Source organism: Roseovarius pelagicus, from assembly GCF_025639885.1.
Lineage (GTDB): Bacteria > Pseudomonadota > Alphaproteobacteria > Rhodobacterales > Rhodobacteraceae > Roseovarius > Roseovarius pelagicus.
This window is the reverse complement of the sequence record NZ_CP106738.1, coordinates 3,433,680-3,453,440: the sequence shown is the minus strand read 5'-3', so window position 1 is coordinate 3,453,440 and position 19,761 is coordinate 3,433,680. Positions and strand designations below refer to the sequence as shown.

Below are 19,761 nucleotides of genomic sequence, written 5' to 3'. Positions count from 1 at the left end.
CAATAGCAATACAATCAGACAAGAACACTCAGTCGGTTTCATTGCTTGTTTGTAATCAAATTTGTACATCGCAGCCATGCAGAATGAGCGGGAAATATCGGCTCACCCTCATCCCCACTTGTTATTCTGGACAGTCTCGGGCGCAGTACGACCCGATCTCAATGCAGAGATAGCGCGTCCTTCCCCCGCCTTGTTGTGGTGCGGCGCGGCTCAGCACTCTCGCGGCCAATCGTGCGACAGAGCAGAATCACCGGGATCAGACCGAATGCGACCAGAGCCAGCGACGGCACGGCCGCCTCTGACAGACGCTCGTCCGCCGCCAGTCTGTGTGCCTGAACAGCCAGAGTCTGAAAGTTGAACGGGTGCAGAATCAGCGTCGCAGGCAATTCCTTCATCACGTCGACGAAAACGATCAGCAGCGCGGTCAGAACCGACGTGCGCGCTACCGGCAGGTGTACCCGCCACAACAGCTTTGGCGCACCCTGCCCCAACGACCGCGCGATCGCATCATAGTGGCGCGGCACCGTCGCCATGCCGCTGTCATAGGCATTCAGCGCCGCAGCCATGAATCGCGCCATATAGGCCAGCACCATCAACCAGATCGAGCCGGTGATCAGCAGCCCGGTGTCGATCCCGAAGCGTGCCTCCATCACATTGTCGATCAGGTTGTCGAGTGCAGCCAAGGGCACCATCAGCCCGACCGCGATCACCCCGCCGGGCACCGCGTAACCCAGCCCCGCGCCGACCAGCAGCGCGCGTGACGTGCGCCCCGGACGCGTGCGGGCACGGAACCCGATCAGGATCGCGCCCAGCACCGTCAGAACCGAGGCAATGCCCGCCAGCACAACAGAGTTGGACATCAGCGACAGATACCGCGCCTCAAGCAGGCTCTGGCCCGACCCGATGGCCATCTGCCCCAACATGACGACCGGAATTACGAACCCCAGCAATACCGGTCCAAAGCACAGCGCCGCCGCCCCCCAGCCGCGCACGCCCGTCAGCTGGGGTTTAGACAACGCCTCGAATCGTGCGCCGCCCCGACCGGCAGTCCGGCCCCGTCCCCGCTGCGCGCGCTCTAGTCCTGCCAGCAACAACGCAAAGCTGAGCAGACAGAGCGACAATTGCGCCGCCGCCGCACGATCGCCCAGTGAGAACCACGCCTGATAGATGCCTGTTGCAAAGGTTTGCACATTGAAGAACGCCACCGTTCCGTAATCGGCTATCGTTTCCATGATCACCAGCAGCGTGCCGCCTACGATCGCCGGACGTGCCATCGGCAACGCCACCCGCCAGAACGCGGCGCCCGGCGTACGCCCCAGCGTACGCGCCACCAGAAACGCATTGGAACTTTGCTGTCGGAACGACGCACGCGCCAACAAATAGACATAGGGATATAACACGATGATCAACATCATCGCAGCCCCGCCCACACTGCGTATCTCAGGGAACCAGTAATCGCGCGGCCCCCATCCGGTCAGATCGCGCAGAAGCGTCTGCACCGGACCGGGGTGATCCAGTAACGACGTATAGGCATAGGCCAACACATAGGCCGGAAACGCCAGCGGCAGCGCCAGTGCGATTTCCAGCCAGCGCACGCCCGGAAAACGATAGACCGTGACCAGCCATGCCGTCGCGGTTCCGATCGCTGCCGCACCGCTGCCGACAATCGTCACCAAAACCAGAGTGACCCAAGTGTAACGTGGCAATACTGACCCCAGAATATCGCGCCACGTCTGTAAATCGCCCGAAAAGGCCGCAATCGCTGCAGCGACGATCGGCGCGACGCACAGCACTGCGACAGCCCATGCCAGCCGGTAAATCAGCCGTTCGGTCATCGCAGCAATCCTTTCTTCGGACACATGGGTTCGGCGCACTTTGATGCGCTATTCCGACAAAATCGATCAGTATTCCGCTGCCGCCCAAGGGTCAACATCTGCGACACCTCCGGCTGTTCTGTGCGCAATGGCACCAATCGGGCGGGCCCCATAGAACTTCAGCATGATCCGCACCATCAGAAACCTAATTGAATGACGGATCCAAAAGGCGCGTCTGGAGGGACAGCTTGATGGGCTGGAGGGCGAGGGCAAACCCCCGCCGGAGCGATCCGAACAAACCCTTGCCAGCACTGCGGATGCCGTTGGCTTTCGGATGATGGTAGAGGCTAGCGTCGTACCAGAGGAAATCACACTCAGGAAACAGACCAAAGCGCATCGCCACCATCTGGCAACCCTACGACCGAGGCTACACGCAGGGCCGGGATGGCCAAGCTGGCCCAACTTGAAATGCGCCACGGGATCGCGATGGAAGCGCGGAAAAAGTTGATGAAGGGCTAACGCAGCCTCAGCTTGCGCACCCGCTCGCGTGACTGACATGTGATACGCGGAGCAAACCCTGCAAACCGCCCATCCCCCAAAAGCCTGCTGACAACGCGCGTTTTCGTTCGTTTTTGTGGAATCTTCCGGCTGACGCGACGGAAGCTGATCTTTACACCACCCCGGAATCGCGACTACCGTACGCGCATACTTGGACCATCGCGCACACACTTTCCGCGAAAGTGTCCAGTAAATCAGGGAGATACACTATGAAGACACTACGACACATTGCCACAGCAACGGCGATTCTGCTGGGTGCGACGGGGCTTGCCTCGGCGCAAACGCTGAATTTCGCTTATGACGCCGACCCGGTTTCGCTTGACCCGCATGAGCAGCTGTCCGGCGGCACCCTTCAGCTGAGCCACATGGTCTTTGACCCACTGGTGCGCTGGAACAAGGACCTGGGCTTTGACGCTCGCCTCGCCGAGAGCTGGGAACGCGTCGACGACACCACCATGCGCTTCAAATTGCGCGAAGGTGTAACGTTCCACTCGGGCAACCCTATGACCGCCGCCGATGTGGTCTGGACCATCGACCGTCTGAAATCCTCGCCTGACTTCAAGGGCATCTTCTCGGGCTGGACTTCCGCGACTGCGGTCGACGATATGACCGTTGAAATCAAGACCGATGGCCCCAGCCCACTGGTGATGCATACCGCCACCTATGTTTTCCCGATGGATAGCAAGTTCTACGAGGAAGGCGGAGCCGACATCGTCAAACACGGCGACAGCTTCGCATCGAAAACCATCTCGGGCACCGGCCCCTTTACCATCTCCGAGCGTGAGCAGGGTGTGAAGGTCGTATTCGAGCGTAACGCCAACTATTGGGACACCAATAGCCCGGGCAACGTGCAGACTGCCATTCTGACGCCGATCAAAGAGGCGCCAACGCGTGTTGCTGCTCTTCTGGCTGGTGACGTTGATTTCATCGCGCCCGTACCGCCCACCGATCTCGAGCGTATCGAGGCCGATGAGAATACCCAACTGGTGACCATGAGCGGCACGCGCATCATCACGCTGCAACTCAACGGCAAGCGCAACGAAGCATTGGCCGACCCCAAGGTACGTCTGGCGATGGTCAACGCGATCAATAACCAGGGCATCGTTGACAAGATCATGAAAGGCTTCGGTACGACTGCGGCGCAGAACTCGCCCGCGGGTTATCTGGGCCACAACCCCGATCTGAAACCACGCTTCGATCTGGAAAAAGCCAAGTCACTGATGGCAGAATCCAGCCATCCCGATGGGTTCTCTGCTACGATGATGTGCCCGAACAACCGCTACGTGAACGACTTCAAGATCTGCGAAGCGGCGGCGGCGATGCTGGCCAAGATCAACATCGACATCGACCTGACCACTATGCCCAAGGCACAATACTGGCCCAAATTCGATGAACGCGCGGCGGACATCATGATGATTGGCTGGCATGCCGACACCGAGGATTCCGCTAACTTCTACGAATTCCTCAACATGACTCCAGATGCCGACACCGGCAAAGGCCAGTACAACTCGGGTGGTTACTCGAATGCCAAGGTGGACGAACTGACCATCGCGACGCTGACCGAAACAGACGAGGCGAAACGCACCGCGGATCTGCAAATGGTCGAGAAAATCCTCTATGATGAAGCTGCTTTTGTGCCGCTGCATTGGCAGGACCTCGCATGGGCTGCACGCAAGGGCGTAGACATTGAGCCAGTGCTCAACGTTATGAACTTCCCCTATCTCGGCGATCTGGTGATCAGCGAGTAAGGTTATACATCTCGGGCGGGCCGGATATTTTTCGGCCCGCTCCCCTCCCCCTTCAGGACTTGACCCGAGGCCGCTCCGTTTATAGGAGGCACCGGATTTGATCCGAGGCGGGACATCGCCTCCAGCAACCGCCAGAGAGCACACCCCGTCCCATGCATATCATCGCATTCCTCATTCGTCGCGCGCTTCAGGCTGTGATCGTGATGTTCGTTATCTCGCTCATCGGGTTTTCCATTCAGGGCAACCTAGGTGATCCGCTACGCGAGCTTGTGGGCCAATCCGTGTCCGAGGCTGAACGCCAGTTGCTTCGTGATGAGCTGGGTCTGAATGACCCGTTTCTGATTCAATACGCCCGCTTTCTCGGCAATGCCCTACAGGGCGATCTGGGCACGTCCTACTTTTTCAAGCGCCCCGCGCTCGACGTAATCATGGATAAATTTCCCGCCACGTTAGAGCTTGTCATCGGCGCAACCTTCATCTTTCTCGCTTTGTCGATCCCCGGCGGCATCTACTGCGCCATCAATCGCGATAAATGGATCGCCAAAACGATCATGACCGGCTCGATCATCGGCATCTCTGTTCCCGTCTTCCTCACCGCGATTTTCCTCGTCTGGATTTTCGGGGTCGAACTGCAATGGCTACCGGCCTTCGGGCGCGGTGATACCGTTGAAATGCCATGGGGCTGGGACACCGGCTTTCTCACGCTGGACGGACTGGCGCATTTGCTGCTGCCATCCATCGCGCTCAGTTCGATCATGCTGCCGCTCTTTATCCGCCTGATCCGGGCCGAAATGATGGAGGCCATGGGCACCGACTATGTGCGATTCGCCCGCGCCAAGGGGCTAAGTACCCGCCGCGTCCGTTATGTCCATGCGTTCCGCAACACGCTGCTGCCCGTCGTGACTGTTGGCGGCCTGATGATCGGAACGCTGATCGCCTACACGATCCTGACGGAAACGGTGTTCCAGTGGCCGGGTATGGGCTTTCTCTTTCTCGAAGCGGTGAACCGGGTCGATACGCCCCTGATCATCGCCTACATCATCGTCGTCGGCCTGATCTTTGTGGTGGTCAATACCATCGTCGATTTTGTCTACACCCTGATCAATCCGATGGTAAAATTGCCAGGAGCCAAATCATGATTACCTGGCGCGGCTTTCTCAAACGTTTCCTGTCTGATCCTGTCGCCATCGGCGCGGGTGTGGTTCTGCTGATCCTTGTGCTGATGGCGCTATTTGCCCCTGTGCTGGCACCGCAGAACCCCTATGACCTGATGCAGTTGGATATCATGAACAGCGAATTGCCCCCCAGTTGGAAGCCGGGTGGCGATGAGCAGTTCCTTTTGGGCACTGATGCCCAAGGGCGCGGCGTGCTGAGCACGATCATGTACGGCACTGGTATCTCGCTGCTGATCGGCATCGGAGCCGTGATCGTGCAGGGTATCCTCGGGGTGACGCTGGGCCTGATTGCAGGGTACAAGGGCGGATGGATCGACAGCTTTCTGATGCGTCTGGCCGATATCCAGATGTCGCTGTCGACACTGATGATAGCAATCATCGCGCTGGCCCTGTTTCAGGCGGCATTCGATGCGAATGTCTATGCCGACTACGCCATCATCATGCTGATCCTGATTATCGGCATCGCTGAATGGCCTAAATTCGCGCGCACCGTACGGTCCTCCGTTCTGGGCGAAAAGAACAAGGAATATGTCGACGCCGCCCGCGTGATCGGCCTGCCCGCACGCAAGGTGATGTGGGGTCATATCCTACCCAACACGCTGACACCCGTTCTGGTCATTTCGACCATCCAAGTTGCCGAAGCCATTATGACAGAGGCCGCTTTATCGTTCCTCGGATTGGGTATGCCGGTTGATCGGCCGTCGCTTGGCTCGCTGATCCGATCCGGCTTTGAGTTCGTGTTCTCGGGGCAATACTGGATCACCTTCTATCCGGCACTCGTTCTGATCGCGCTGGTTCTCGCACTGAACTTGCTGGGCGATTGGCTACGTGACGTGCTGAACCCGAAACTGCGCCGGGGGGATGACTGATGGCGATGCTCGAAGTACATGACCTGCATGTTGCCTTTCCGCGCGGCAAGAATGACGAAATCGAAGCCCTGCGCGGCGTTGACCTGACACTGGAAAAGGGCGAGCGCATCGGCGTCGTGGGTGAATCCGGGGCTGGTAAATCCATGCTTGCCTTTGCCATCCTGAACCTGATCGCCGAGCCGGGCCGCGTGTCCCAGGGCACGATCAAGTTCAATGGCGATAACCTGCTGGACATGTCCGACCGACAGATCAGGAAAATCCGCGGCAACCGTATCTCGATGATCTTTCAGGATCCCATGGTCACGCTCAACCCTGTCCTGTCGATCGGCACCCAAATGATCGAAACGCTCAAGGCGCATCGCAGCATCAGCACCCGCGAGGCGCACCGCCTTTGTGTGGACAAACTGAAGCTGGTCGCGATCCCCTCCGCCGAAAGCCGCATGGATGCCTACCCACACGAGCTGTCGGGCGGGTTGCGCCAACGTGTCGTCATTGCCATCGCCCTGCTGACCGACCCCGAGATCATTATCGCGGATGAACCGACGACCGCGCTGGACGTGACGATCCAGGCGGAGATCATGGCGCTGATCCTGAAACTCTGTCGCGAAAACGACGTGGCGCTGATCCTGATCACGCATGATCTGGGCGTGGTGGCCGAAGTTACCGAAAAACTGATGATCATGTATGCTGGTAAATGCGTCGAGACGGGCCGCACCCGCGACATCATCGACGCCCCGAAACACCCTTATGCGGGTGGCTTGCTCAAGGCGCTGCCGCAAAATGCAGAACGCGGATCAAAACTCTATCAGATACCCGGCTCAATGCCGCCTATCACGGCACTGCCCACCGGCTGTCCCTACCACCCGCGTTGTGCCCGCGCCGATGACGGCTGTCGCGCCACCATGCCGCCGCTGGAAAACGGCGTCGCATGTTTCCACCCGCTGAATCAGGATGCGGAGGCCAGCACATGAGCGATCCAATCGTCGAAACCCGCGGGATCGAAGTCCGCTTTGCACTTCCGACGCACTTTCTGAGCCGCGAAAAACCGGTACTGCATGCATTGTCGGGCGTCGATGTACAGATCATGCCCGGCGAGACCTTCTGCGTCGTCGGAGAGAGCGGTTGCGGCAAGACAACCTTGGGCCGTGCGATCATCGGGCTGAATTCACCTTCGGCGGGCGAGGTCTATTTCAACGGCAAACGCATCGACCAGATGGAAGAGGCAGAGCGCAAGCCGATCCGCCGTGACATGCAAATGGTGTTCCAGAACCCCTATGCGTCGCTGAATCCGCGCCGCAACGTGTTCGAGACACTGGCAGAACCGATCCGCCACCTGATGCCGGAAAAGTCCGAGACTGAAGTGCGCGCACAGGTCGAAGAGGTTCTGGCCGCCACCGGCTGCGACCCTTCATGGCAACGCAAGCTGCCGCATGAATTCTCAGGCGGGCAACGCCAGCGGATCGCCATCGCCCGCGCGCTTGTCACCAACCCTGCCTTTATCGTCGCGGACGAACCGATCTCGGCGCTCGACGTTTCAATTCAGGCGCAGATCCTGAACTTGCTGACCAATCTTCAGGCCGAGCGCGGGCTGACCTATCTTTTCATCACCCACGACCTCAGCGTGGTGAAACATTTCGGTACCCGCGTCGCGGTGATGTATCTGGGACAGGTGATGGAGCTGGCCGATGCCGAAACCATCTTTGCCGATCCCAAACATCCCTACACACGGCTTCTGCTGGATGCGATCCCCAAGCTGGAAGGCGGCTCTTTCGAGCGCCCCCGCCAGCCCGGCGAATTGCCCGACCCGGTGAACCCGCCCCCCGGTTGCCCCTTTGCACCGCGCTGCCCGATCGCCGCGGATCTCTGCCGCTCTGAGCGTCCCAAGCTGCGGGTGATACCCGGCAGCACAACGCAAGCAGCCTGCCATTTCGCCGAATAGCCCCTTCTGAACGATGCTCAGGGGCAGCCGCGCCGTCGTGGATGTGCATGCGCGTCTATCTGTGGATAGTTTCCGCCGTGGTTGAGAATTGAATAGGTTGAGAACTGGTTCCGAGGATAACACCTCAGGCTTTGGCAGACTGGTCACCGCTTTGTTCAATTCCGATATCCCCACGCGGGACTGCCGTTGCTTTCAGGATAGCATGGCACTCCAGTCCGGGCCGCAGATGCATCTCTTGCGCCGCCCGCGCTGTCACCCGCGCCAATAGCCGCTCGTCACCCAATTGCAACGATACCGCCACGCCGGGGCCATCACCGCGGTGAAGTCCAAGCACCATAACGGGTAGAATATTACGCGACGACAGGCCGACCGGAGCTTCGAGTGACAGTAGAATATCCTGTGCCAAGACCCTGAGACGTATATAATTTCCCGGCTCTGCCTGGACGCGAGGGATCAATAATATGCCTCCGCTGACCGCAAGACGGCTGAGACCGTCACTATCGTGCCCCAAAATCTTGGCGCGCAATACCGACCCCGCCTCACGAACCCCCATCAACGGCACCATCTCGGGATCGCTCAGCACTTCGCTGACCGCGTCGCAGCGGATCACGCGTCCTGCCCGCAAGACGACAATCTGATCGGCCAGACGTGCAATCTCGGCCACCGAATGACTGACATACAGAACGGGGACCCCGTTACTACCCGTAAACCGTTCAAGATAAGGTAGAATTTCGTCCTTGCGCGGGCCATCCAGCGCCGCCAGAGGCTCGTCCATGACCAGCAGCTCCGGCGCCATCAGCAAGGCCCGCGCCAACGCCACACGCTGCTTCTCTCCGCCCGATAAATGCATTGGCCGCCGATCCAGCAACGCGCCTATTTCCATCAACGAGATGACCTGATCCCGGTTCGGGATCTTGCTACCCCGCGGGATATATCGCGCTCCAAAATCCAGATTCCCTGCCACGCTGAGATGCGGAAACAACCGACCGTCCTGAAACACCGTCCCAATCCGCCGCTTGTGTGGCGGCACATTCACGCGGGCCGACGGATCGTAAAGGCACCTGTTGCCCAGTGTCACCATGCCTTGCTCTGGGGCAAAAAGCCCCGCGACCGCATTTGCAACACTGGTTTTACCTGCGCCTGACGGCCCGAAAACCGCCGTAACACCCGGCCCGGCCTCAAACGCGACGTCCAGAGTGAAATCGCCAAAGTCGTGTTTTATCTTGACGCTCAGGCTCATCGCTGGCCGATCCCCCGCGCCACGCGCCTTGCCAACACTTCCGAAATCAAAACAGCCCCGACAGCGACGACTAAGGACAGCAATACCAGTCGTATCGCGCTCCCTTCGCCCCCCGGCACCTGCAGGAACGCATAAACTGCCGAAGGTAGCGTCTGGGTCTCGCCGGGGATATTGGCAACAAAAGTGATGGTCGCTCCAAATTCTCCCATCGCTTTGGCGAACCCTAATACACCACCTGCCAAAACCCCCGGGGCAATTAGCGGAAACGTCACCCGCGCGAACACGCCCATACGACTTGCACCCAGCGTCGCCGCTGCCGCTTCCAGCTTTGGATCCACCGCCTCGATCGACAATCGAATCGCGCGCACCATCAGCGGGAACCCCATGATTGCCGCCGCCAGCGCGGCCCCGGTCCAGCGGAATGCCAGCACGATGCCAAAACTCTGGTCGAGAAAGTGGCCGACTGCGCCGTTGCGCCCAAATGTCAGCAACAGCAGATACCCCGTCACCACCGGCGGCAACACCAACGGCAGGTGAATCAAAGTGCTCAACAGCGTCTTGCCCCAGAATTCCTGCCGTGCCAGCAACCACGCCACCGCGATCGCAGGCGGCAGGCTGGCCAGCATCGCCACCAAAGATACCTTCAGAGACAGAGACAGTGCAGCCCATTCCGCCGCCTCCAGACTCATTGCTCAACTCCGGGTAGGGTAAAGCCATGCACGCGAAAGGTGTCCTGCACTTCCGCTCTGGCCAAATAGGCGACAAAATCCTCGCCGCGCTCCGTGATGGCAGCGACAGGATACACAATCGGCGAATGTGCACCGCGCGGCACGGCATAGAGCGTCACAACGCGTGTTTCTGCGGCTGCGTCGGTGGCATAGACCATGCCCAAGGGCGCCTCTCCCAATGCCACCAGCGCAAGTGCCGCGCGAACATTATCCGTTTCGGCCAGATGCGGGCGTAGTCCCTCCCACAACCCGGCGTGCTCCATCCATGCGCGGGCATAGATGCCCGCTGGCACGGCAGTGGTTTGGCCCAATGCCAGTCGCCCGCCCGCCAGCCGGGCAATCAGCGCCTCGCCACTCACTTCTGGCAGTGGCGGAGCGCCCATTGGCCCAACCATCACCAGCCTGTTGCCAAGCAAATCGCGCCGTGTGTTCGGGCGCAGGTATCCACCCCGTTGCAGCCAGTCCATCCATGCGCTGTTCGCCAACACAACGACATCCGCTGGCGCACCTTGCGCAATCTGACGTGCCATCGCACCGCTGCCGCCATAGGAAACCACCACAGCATCTGGGTAAGCATCTGTGACGTCGTGCATCGCGTCTTGCAGTGACGCCGCTGCAAAGACCAAAATGCGCTCCTCCGCAGGCGCAATTCCGCACATCAGAAGCATGGCGCAAAGTATTGCAGACAAGTTGGAAAATCGGATCATGCGGCAGAGTATTGGCCGCAAAACCGAGCAACGCAAGCCCGCTGACATCCACATCATGTTGTGGATTTGCCTACCCGAGTCGCTAGGTCTGCCCCAAATATCAGGATTCAATCAAATCAAACTGGCAATTTACCTTATCACCCGCTTATATTGTCATTTAGGCGAGTATAATAAGACGCTAACACACTGCGGGGTGAAGGGCGCGATGACCGTGCTGGGCGCAAAACAGGTACCCATCGCATTACTGGATGCGCACAAAAGCGATGTGCGAACACAGTTCGCCGCGCTGTGCTACCGTATGGTCAAAGATAAGCCTCAAATCCTCTTGATCACATCGCGCCGCACGGGCCGCTGGATCATTCCCAAAGGTTGGCCGATGGACGGTGAAACCCCTGCAAACATCGCCCTGACCGAGGCGTGGGAAGAGGCGGGCGTGCGCGGCAAAGTCAATGAACGCTGCCTTGGCCTGTATTCATACCACAAGTCACTTGGCGCCGAGCGGGGCATGCCCTGCGTTGCCATGGTTTACGCAGTACGGGTAAAATCGCTGGTCGCGAAATATCCCGAGGCTGGTCAACGCAAACGCAAATGGCTGCGGCCAAAGAAGGCGGCGGCCCTCGTCAACGAGCCGGAATTGGCGCATATCATTGCGAATTTTCACCCAAGGCAAATCAAGCGCTGAACAACCGTCTACTTGATCTGGCCACGTTTTCAGCTATCTAACTAAGCATGATATTGTGGTCCCGAAGATGATCAAATTTACACTGAAATGTGCGGAAGGTCACCAGTTTGACAGCTGGTTCCACTCCACCGCCACCTTTGACAAGCTGGATCGTACAGGCATGGTTACCTGTGCCATCTGCGGCGGCACCGACGTGGAAAAGGCCATGATGGCCCCAACGGTGCAAGCTGGCCGAAAACGGGCCGCAAATGCCCCCGAGCAATCCGCCCAAGGTACGCTAAGCGCCCCCGCCAGCCCCGCCGAGCAAGCCTTGGCCCGCCTGCGTCAGGAAATCGAAAGCAATTCGGAATATGTCGGCCATGATTTTGCGCGCGAGGCGCGTGATATCCATGACGGGAATGCCCCGGAACGCGCCATTTACGGCGAGGCAAAGCCTGAAGACGCAAAAAAGCTCATCGAAGACGGTGTTCCCGTCACGCCGCTGCCATTTCGTGCCGGGCGAAAATCCAACTAGCTGACTGCGTATGAGCGCGGTTTCGGATGATTTCCAGACAGAGCGCAGGAGAACGACATGCACGTGATGATCACAGGGGCCAATCGCGGGATTGGCGCCGGATTGGCCGCCGCATACGCGGACAGAGGCGACCAAGTGACCGGGACATCGCGCCGGGGCGGTGATCTGGCGCGGCTCGACGTTACCGATCCCACACAACACCGGGATCTGGCTGCGTCACTGGAGGGACGTGCCGTGGATCTGCTGGTGTGTAACGCGGGGGTTTATCTGGACAAGGGGCATGCGATTGAAACCGGGTATGACGCGGCGCTTTGGGCTGAAACCTTTGCCGCCAACGTGACCGGTGTTTTCCTGACGGTGCAGGCAATTCTGCCCGAATTGGAACGCAGCGAACAGCCCAAGATCGCGATCATATCCAGTCAGATGGCCAGCCAGACCCATGCGCCGGGCGGCAGCTACATCTACCGCGCGTCCAAGGCTGCGGCGCTGAACCTGGGCCGTAACCTTGCGACTGATCTGCGCCCGCGTGGCATTGCCGTCGGCATCTACCACCCCGGTTGGGTGCGCACGGATATGGGCGGTGGCAGCGCCAGCATTGGCACCGAGGACTCGGTTCGCGGCTTGATGGCGCGTTTTGACGAACTTAACATGCAGACAACCGGAACGTTTCTGACTTGGGACGGACAACCACATGATTTCTAAGATTGGCAAGTGATGACGGGCGAGCATGATCTGAATACACTCCTTGCCAGTATGGACCCCGTTCTGGCGCCTGAGACTTTTGTTTTTGTCACGATCCCCTCGCGACAAGTTCCAATGGGCATCACCGCCAAAATGATGCTCCAAGAGGCGGAGGGCACGACGCTGATCCTGACCCGCGCAGAGGCCGAAGCGGCGAACCTGCCCTACACCTTTGCCGCGCGCATGGTCACGCTGAATGTGCATTCGGCTTTGGACGCTGTCGGTTTCATCGCGCGTATTGCAACCGAACTTGCTGCACATGGCATGGGCGTCAATCCTGTCGCCGGATATTATCACGATCACCTGTTCATTCCCGAAGATCGTGCGGACGACGCCATGCGTATTTTGCGGGCATTTTCAGCGTAACTAGGACATACTTGCCGAAAATACGCCCGCAGAGGACGCATTTTTCCAGTTCCACACCTCTGACACTTGCTCTTGTCCGGAACGCGGCGTAAACCCCCGCGCGACTTCCAAGCTCAAGGACGCTCCAATGCCCGTTCTCGTGATGAAATTCGGCGGCACCTCAGTCGCCAACCTTGATCGCATTCGCCGCGCCGCCAAGCGTGTCGGTGTCGAAGTGGCCAAAGGGTACGATGTGATCGTCATCGTCAGCGCCATGTCGGGCAAGACGAACGAACTGGTGGGTTGGGTGAACGAGACATCACCGCTCTATGATGCGCGTGAATACGATGCGATCGTCAGCTCCGGAGAAAACGTGACCGCGGGCCTGATGGCGCTCACCTTGCAGGAAATGGATGTGCCTGCGCGCAGCTGGCAGGGCTGGCAGGTTCCTGTGCGGACGACCTCAGCGCATTCCGCTGCCCGGATCGAGGAAATCCCGACCGACAACATTGTTGCCAAGTTCAGCGAAGGTATGCGCGTTGCTGTCGTTGCCGGATTTCAGGGTGTCAGCCCCGAGGGCCGCATCACTACACTCGGGCGGGGTGGCTCCGACACCACCGCAGTAGCTTTTGCCGCCGCTTTTGAGGCCGAGCGGTGCGATATCTATACGGATGTGGATGGTGTTTACACCACCGACCCGCGTATCGCATCCAAAGCGCGCAAACTGAACAAGATCGCTTTCGAGGAGATGCTGGAGCTCGCGTCACTCGGCGCCAAGGTGTTGCAAACCCGTTCCGTTGAACTGGCAATGCGCTACAATGTGAAGCTACGTGTGCTCAGCAGTTTCGAAGAACAATCAGATGATGCAGGCACGTTGGTCTGCTCCGAGGAGGAAATCATGGAATCCAATGTCGTATCGGGCATCGCCTACAGCCGCGATGAGGCCAAAATGACCCTCATCTCGGTCGCTGACCGCCCCGGTATCGCCGCCGCGATCTTTGGCCCGCTCAGCGAAGGCGGCGTTAATGTGGACATGATCATTCAGAACATTTCCGAAGAAGGGCGCACCGACATGACCTTTTCATGCCCCACCGATCAGGTGATGCGCGCCGAAAAGGCACTGGAGGGCGCAAAGGAGCGAGGCGAGATCAACTATCACGATCTGGTGGCAGACACCGACGTGGCCAAGGTCTCGGCCGTGGGGATCGGCATGCGCAGCCAATCCGGCGTCGCAGCGCAGATGTTTAAAACGCTCAGCGATGAAGGCGTGAACATCAAGGTCATCGCAACCTCAGAGATCAAGATTTCCGTACTGATCGACCGGAAATACATGGAACTCGCGGTTCAGGCACTGCATGATGCCTTCGAGTTGGACAAGGTGGCCTGACACCTCTGCGCATTGTGCAGGGTTAATGGCAGGCTGGTTTGAACCACGCAGGCAACCTGCCCGAGGGGGCGCATCCGGGGGGTGCGGGCTATATGAGCGAGTCGTTCCAGACAGATAGCCGGCAGATGCTGGGCCGATTGCGCGCCGTCATGGCCGAGGATGCAGCCGGGCAAACCCGGCTTGACCAGATCACCCGTCTGATCGCCGAAGAGATGCGCATCGAAGTATGCTCGATCTACCTGTTTCGGGATGAGGACACTCTGGAACTGTGCGCAACAGAGGGTCTGAATCCCGAATCCGTCCACCAGACCCGCATGCGTATGGGCGAAGGTCTGGTAGGCCGCGTCGCACGCACCGGATCTGTGATCAACACCGATGATGCGCCCTCGACCCGCGGGTTCCGCTACATGCCAGAGACCGGCGAAGAGGCATATTCATCATTCATGGGTGTGCCAGTGCAGCGGCTGGGCGAAAAGCTGGGTGTTCTGGTCGTGCAGTCGAAGGACTCTCGCACCTTTTCCGATGAAGAAGTCTATGCCGTCGAAGTCGTGGCCATGGTGCTGGCCGAAATGGCCGAACTCGGCGCGTTTGTCGGCGAAGGTGCCGCAATGTCAGCACGGCATCAACAGGCAGTGCTTTTTCGCGGCGCGACGGCGCAGGAGGGCGCTGCGCGCGGTCATGTTTGGCTGCACGAGCCGCGTGTGGTCGTAACGAACCTGATCGCTGAGGACCCCGCGCGCGAACTGGAGCGCCTTAATGAGGCCGTCGAAGAATTGCGCGTCGGCGTGGATCGCATGCTTAGCTTTGCGCGCAGCGGCGACAAGGAACAGCTAGAGGTGCTGGAAGCGTATCGCATGTTCGCCAACTCCAAAGGCTGGATGCGCCGGATGGAAGAGGATATCGGTCGCGGCCTTTCCGCCGAAGCCGCCGTGGAAAAGGAGCAGTCGACCGCCCGCGCCCGCATGACCCAAGTTGCCGATGCCTACCTGCGTGACCGGCTGCACGACCTCGATGACCTCAGCAACCGTCTGCTGCGCATTCTGACTGGGCAAGGCGGCGAAACCGGCGCCGAAATGCCCCCGGACCCGATCCTGATCGCACGCAACATCGGGCCGGCCGAGTTGCTGGATTACGGTCGTTCACTCAAGGGGATCGTGCTGGAGGAAGGCGCGGTCGGCTCTCATGCCACCATCGTCGCGCGTGCCTTGGCGATCCCGTTGGTAATCCATGCTGCACGCATCACCACCGAGGCGCTCAATGGTGATCCGATTCTGGTGGACGGCGATCAGGGCATCGCACATCTGCGCCCCGATGACAGTGTTGTTGCGGCCTTCCGTGACAAGATGGCAATGCAGGCCAAGGCACAGGAACGCTATGCCTCAATCAGAAACAAACCAGCCAAGACACTCTGCGGACAAACCATTGCGCTGACGATGAATGCCGGGCTGATGGCTGATCTACCCAGCCTTGAAGGGTCAGGGCGCCGATGGCGTCGGCCTGTTTCGGACCGAGTTACAGTTTCTGGTGCGCAGCCAGATGCCGCGCCGGTCAGAACTGAGCGAGCTATATGCGCGGGTCATGGACGCCGCGCATGGCAAGCGCGTCATATTTCGCACCCTAGACATCGGCTCGGACAAGGTGCTGCCTTACATGAAACCCACGGACGAACCGAACCCGGCGATGGGCTGGCGGGCGATCCGTGTTGGTCTCGACAAACCGGGGGTGATGCGCATGCAGCTTCAGGCGCTCATCCGTGGGGCCAACGGCCGCCCATTGAGCATCATGTTTCCGTTCGTCGCCCAGCGGGACGAATTCTCTGCCGGTCGCGCGGAGATGGACAAAGCAATGGAGCGCGAGCGCATTCTTGGTCATCCGTTACCCAGCACACTTGAAATCGGCGCGATGTTAGAAACACCCAGCCTCGCGTTTGCGCCAGATAGTTTTTACCATGACGTCGATTTTCTCTCGATCGGGGGCAACGACCTCAAACAGTTCTTTTTTGCTGCCGACCGCGAGAACGAGCGCGTGCGGCGGCGCTATGACACACTCAATGTCAGCTTTCTGACGTTCCTGCAGGGCATCGTCGAACGCTGTACCCGTACGAACACGCCGCTCAGTTTTTGTGGCGAGGATGCCGGTCGACCAGTCGAGGCCGCCTGTCTTGCAGCTATCGGGCTGCGCAATCTCTCGATGCGCCCGGCCTCCATAGGGCCGGTCAAATCAATCCTGCGCCGCACGGATCTGGGAGAACTGAAAAGCATCATAGAGGAAGCAGGCGTGCGCGGAGACCAATCGGTTCGCCCTGCGGTCATGGATTACCTGCGCGAAAAGTTTTAGGCGCTAAACCTGCCTAACCAACGCCGACGGCATCTCCGCCAGCCCCTCTGGCTTAGCTCCGTTTCACCGGCGCTTTGACCCGTGCGCGAAAATCTTCGATCAGGTCCGCATGATCGCGATCAGACTCGATCGCCAACCGGCGCAATCCAAAATGTACATGCGCCATCTGCTGGTAGTAGCTGGTATAGGCGTAGTTCGTCGCGGCCCCAGCAGCCGCGCCCAGTACCGGCACCATTTGCGCCGCCAGCTTTTGCCCCAACACGGTGCTGAGACGTGGCGCAACGCGGGCGATTAGCGCCTGCATCGTCTTGCCAGTCACCGCGACCCGCGTGCTGAGAAACGCCAGATCAGAGCCATCCGCATGATCAAGCGGCCCGGCAGCGGCAAAGACCTGAATACAGTCGAAACGCACGCCTTCTTCATCGGGGTCAAAACCATGCTCAGTCGCCACATCCTGAATCGCGCGCAGCAGAATCGTGGTGGTGATCGGCAATTCGGCCATGGCGCTCGGCAATCCGCCCAAACCACCGGCGGCCCCCATCGCCGTTGTTACCGCACGGTTCAGCCAGCCCGGTTGACCACCCAGCACACTACGCGAGCCGTGCGCCGCCTGCATCGCCAGACGCAATGCCTGTTCGGTGCCGTCACCCAGTCTGTTGCGCATATCAGAGGGCAAACGATCCAGCAGCTTTTCGGCCTGACTGCCAACGACATTCAGAACCTGAATACCAAAATTGCCCGCCTGCGCATGCCTGCGCGCCAATTCCGTCAGCCTTGCGTCGACGGCATCATTGTCTATCGGGGGGTCAAGCAAATCCATCATCCCCTAAAGATCGGACTGTTTAGCAAAAAATTCAAGGTCAAGGCGCAGCGCGGGTCACTTTCCCCACGATCCCATCCCATGCGCCGGGAACCAGCGAGATGCCGAGAACCCGCTCGGGATTGGTCGGCGGTGGCATCTCGACCGTATCGAGACGTGTAAAGCCAAAGCGGCTGTAATAGGGTGCATCGCCCACCAGCATCGTGCGTTCCCATCCCTGCGCGCGCGCCCGCTCCAGACTGCCCCGGATCAGATACCCGCCCAGTCCCTCGCCCTGCCGCGTCGGGTGCACGGCGACCGGTCCCAGCAAAAGTGCGTCATATTCGCCAATACGCACCGGCCAGTAGCGGATCGCACCGCCCAGAATGCCCCCCGCATCGCGCGCCACAAGGCTGAGACCCGCAACGGGGGCAATCCCATCACGCAGTCGGTAGGACGACAGCGCCTCGCGTCCGGGTGCAAAGCACAGATCATAGAGTGCCTCGACCTCCCACCAGTCGTCTTGTGTTTCCGGGCGCAACTCCAGCACGCAGGGCATCCTTGGTCAAAATACGGGTGGCAAAGCGCCTAGCACGGCGTTAGGTCTGGCACAAACCCAGATCAACCATCCGCCGAGGCCAGATGTTCTACGAGCCGAAAAACGGGCATGGGCTGCCGCACAGCCCGTTCAATGCCATCGTATCGCCCCGCCCGATCGGTTGGATTTCCACGATTGGCGCGGATGGGGTTCGCAATGTCGCGCCTTATTCATTTTTCAACGCAGTGGCCTATGTGCCGCCGCAGGTCATGTTTGCATCCAGCGGCAACAAGGATTCGGTGCACAACATCCGCGAAACAGGGGTCTTCTGCACCAATGTCGTGGCACAGGATATGCGGCACCCTATGAACGCATCATCTGCAACTGTCCCGCGCGATGTGGACGAATTTGTGCATGCGGGCCTAGAGGTTGCGGATTGCACAACCATCAATTGCCCACGCATCGCGGGCGTACCTGCCTCGATGGAATGCCGAATGACCCATATTCTTGAGTTGGGCGGGCAGGATAACTACGCCATTTTTGGCGAAGTCACTGGCGTGCATATCCGGGATGATTGTTTGGTAAACGGGCTGTTCGACGTGACCACATTTCAGCCCCTCTCGCGGCTGGGGTATCGTGATTATGCTGTGGTCGAGAATGTCTTCACCCTAGAGCGGCCCGACGACTAGATGGCATAGGGTTCTCAGCTTAAAAAGAACACCTGCGCGAACGTCACCCAGATCGGCAGCGTCAATGCACTCAGCAACGTCGATTGCGCGACCAGCGTGGCAGACAGTTCCCGATCCGCCCCAAATCCGGCAGCCAGTACATGCGCGGCCGACGCCGTCGGCAGTGCAGCGAACACCAGCAATACCGCCACATAAGAACCACTTGCCCCCAACGCCAGAGCGGTGACTGTCACAAGCGTGGGCAACAGCAATAACTTCACCCCGCAAAGTGTACCATTGAATCGGTTCAACCGTGCCAAGGCACCCCAGTTCATCGTCGCGCCGACCGAAATCAGCGCAATGGGAATGGCTGCATCCGCGAGCAACGACAGCGGCGCCAATACCGGACCGGGCAGCCGGTAGCCCGACAGGCCCAGCAGCACACCGCTGAGCGAGGCCAGCAGGAACGGGTTCAGAGCAACCTTGCGCAGCGTCGCCATCGGGCCCAGCGCGCCGCCACGCGACAGGGCCGACACCGCGAACACATTGGCCAACGGCACCGCCATACCGATCGCCACCGCCATCAATGCCGGGTCGCCTCCGCTAAGTGCGCCCGCCGCAACAATGCCGACAGCCGAATTGAACCGCCACGCAGTTTGCCATGCACCGGCAAAGTCGAGAAATCTCTCCGGCCCGAACCGGCGGGCAAAATAGCCCGCGATCAACCCGCAGGTCAGCAGCGCCCAAACAGCCGGGGCAATAGTGGCTACCGCAGACAGTTCAATCGGGCGGCTAGAGGCCGCGACAAACAAGAGCGCGGGGAACAGGATTTCGAAATTAAGCCGGTCAAGCCCTTGCCAGGCGTTCGCTGACAGGCGTTCACGCACCAGCCCACCAAGGCCAACCAGCAGAAATGACGGCATCAATCCGGCGAGGATCACCAAGAATACCATCATCCCCGCACGCCTTCCT

General features: G+C 59.6%; 19 protein-coding genes and 1 pseudogene. 13 read left to right on the top strand and 7 right to left on the bottom strand.

The features are described from left to right. Positions 1-158 precede the first annotated feature (158 nt). Positions 159-1,835, bottom strand: a complete 1,677-nt coding sequence (locus N7U68_RS18140) for an ABC transporter permease (RefSeq protein ID WP_263047722.1) — start codon at positions 1,833-1,835, stop codon at positions 159-161. Positions 1,836-2,034: 199 nt separating this feature from the next. On the opposite strand from N7U68_RS18140, the gene N7U68_RS18135 reads away from it, so the two are divergent. The 6 genes from N7U68_RS18135 (at position 2,035) to N7U68_RS18110 (ending at position 8,103) form a co-directional block, all read left to right on the top strand. Then, complete coding sequence (locus N7U68_RS18135; RefSeq protein WP_308446188.1) at positions 2,035-2,322, top strand: DnaJ family domain-containing protein; 288 nt, start codon at positions 2,035-2,037, stop codon at positions 2,320-2,322. Between the two features lie 259 nt (positions 2,323-2,581). Then, complete coding sequence (locus tag N7U68_RS18130; RefSeq protein ID WP_263047721.1) at positions 2,582-4,120, top strand: ABC transporter substrate-binding protein; 1,539 nt, start codon at positions 2,582-2,584, stop codon at positions 4,118-4,120. Between the two features lie 152 nt (positions 4,121-4,272). Then, positions 4,273-5,259, top strand: a complete 987-nt coding sequence (locus N7U68_RS18125) for an ABC transporter permease (protein WP_263047720.1) — start codon at positions 4,273-4,275, stop codon at positions 5,257-5,259. Further along, on the top strand, positions 5,256-6,164 hold the full coding sequence (locus tag N7U68_RS18120; protein ID WP_165193214.1) for an ABC transporter permease: 909 nt from the start codon (positions 5,256-5,258) through the stop codon (positions 6,162-6,164). Before N7U68_RS18125 ends, N7U68_RS18120 begins: the two co-directional genes overlap by 4 nt. Beyond that, positions 6,164-7,135, top strand: coding sequence for an ABC transporter ATP-binding protein (locus tag N7U68_RS18115; protein WP_263047719.1), 972 nt, complete (start codon positions 6,164-6,166; stop codon positions 7,133-7,135). Before N7U68_RS18120 ends, N7U68_RS18115 begins: the two co-directional genes overlap by 1 nt. Next, complete coding sequence (locus N7U68_RS18110) at positions 7,132-8,103, top strand: ABC transporter ATP-binding protein (RefSeq protein ID WP_165193218.1); 972 nt, start codon at positions 7,132-7,134, stop codon at positions 8,101-8,103. The genes N7U68_RS18115 and N7U68_RS18110 overlap by 4 nt, the downstream gene beginning before the upstream one ends. 124 nt (positions 8,104-8,227) lie before the next feature. On the opposite strand, the gene modC is transcribed toward N7U68_RS18110, so the two are convergent. From modC to modA, 3 genes are read right to left on the bottom strand one after another with little or no spacing between them, the layout of a single operon-like run. Continuing rightward, positions 8,228-9,343 carry a molybdenum ABC transporter ATP-binding protein gene (modC, locus tag N7U68_RS18105; protein ID WP_263047718.1) on the bottom strand — a complete coding sequence of 372 codons (1,116 nt, stop codon included), beginning with the start codon at positions 9,341-9,343 and terminating at the stop codon, positions 8,228-8,230. Next, on the bottom strand, positions 9,340-10,032 hold the full coding sequence (modB, locus tag N7U68_RS18100) for a molybdate ABC transporter permease subunit (protein WP_165193222.1): 693 nt from the start codon (positions 10,030-10,032) through the stop codon (positions 9,340-9,342). The genes modC and modB overlap by 4 nt, the downstream gene beginning before the upstream one ends. Next, positions 10,029-10,697 (bottom strand): molybdate ABC transporter substrate-binding protein, encoded by a 669-nt coding sequence (gene modA, locus N7U68_RS18095; protein WP_263047717.1) that lies wholly within the window; start codon positions 10,695-10,697, stop codon positions 10,029-10,031. Before modA ends, modB begins: the two co-directional genes overlap by 4 nt. 1 nt (position 10,698) lies before the next feature. Here modA and N7U68_RS21015 point away from each other — a divergent pair, with 1 nt between their 5' ends. The 6 genes and pseudogenes from N7U68_RS21015 (at position 10,699) to ptsP (ending at position 16,784) form a co-directional block, all read left to right on the top strand. Next, entirely contained in the window at positions 10,699-11,460 is a 762-nt protein-coding gene (locus tag N7U68_RS21015; RefSeq protein WP_308446152.1) for an NUDIX hydrolase, read from the top strand. Positions 11,461-11,527: 67 nt separating this feature from the next. Next, positions 11,528-11,974, top strand: a complete 447-nt coding sequence (locus tag N7U68_RS18085; RefSeq protein ID WP_165193226.1) for a DUF1178 family protein — start codon at positions 11,528-11,530, stop codon at positions 11,972-11,974. 57 nt (positions 11,975-12,031) lie between these two features. Beyond that, positions 12,032-12,676, top strand: a complete 645-nt coding sequence (locus N7U68_RS18080; protein WP_165193228.1) for an SDR family oxidoreductase — start codon at positions 12,032-12,034, stop codon at positions 12,674-12,676. A gap of 12 nt (positions 12,677-12,688) precedes the next feature. Next, positions 12,689-13,081, top strand: a complete 393-nt coding sequence (locus N7U68_RS18075; RefSeq protein WP_263047716.1) for an ACT domain-containing protein — start codon at positions 12,689-12,691, stop codon at positions 13,079-13,081. A 127-nt stretch (positions 13,082-13,208) separates the two neighbouring features. Beyond that, positions 13,209-14,447, top strand: a complete 1,239-nt coding sequence (locus tag N7U68_RS18070) for an aspartate kinase (RefSeq protein WP_165193232.1) — start codon at positions 13,209-13,211, stop codon at positions 14,445-14,447. A gap of 92 nt (positions 14,448-14,539) precedes the next feature. After that, positions 14,540-16,784, top strand: a pseudogene (gene ptsP / locus N7U68_RS18065) (phosphoenolpyruvate--protein phosphotransferase). 52 nt (positions 16,785-16,836) lie between these two features. On the opposite strand, the gene N7U68_RS18060 reads toward ptsP, so the two are convergent. Next, a complete protein-coding gene (locus N7U68_RS18060) occupies positions 16,837-17,604 on the bottom strand; it encodes an EcsC family protein (protein ID WP_263047715.1) in 768 nt (255 codons plus the stop codon). A 40-nt stretch (positions 17,605-17,644) separates the two neighbouring features. Continuing rightward, positions 17,645-18,142: a GNAT family N-acetyltransferase gene (locus N7U68_RS18055; protein WP_165193236.1), complete on the bottom strand. Its 498-nt coding sequence runs from the start codon at positions 18,140-18,142 to the stop codon at positions 17,645-17,647. Between the two features lie 83 nt (positions 18,143-18,225). On the opposite strand from N7U68_RS18055, the gene N7U68_RS18050 reads away from it, so the two are divergent. Then, positions 18,226-18,810 carry a flavin reductase family protein gene (locus N7U68_RS18050; RefSeq protein WP_263047714.1) on the top strand — a complete coding sequence of 195 codons (585 nt, stop codon included), beginning with the start codon at positions 18,226-18,228 and terminating at the stop codon, positions 18,808-18,810. A 14-nt stretch (positions 18,811-18,824) separates the two neighbouring features. Here the strand turns inward: N7U68_RS18050 and N7U68_RS18045 are convergent, their stop codons facing one another. Further along, a complete protein-coding gene (locus N7U68_RS18045) occupies positions 18,825-19,745 on the bottom strand; it encodes an AEC family transporter (protein WP_263047713.1) in 921 nt (306 codons plus the stop codon). Positions 19,746-19,761 lie beyond the last annotated feature (16 nt).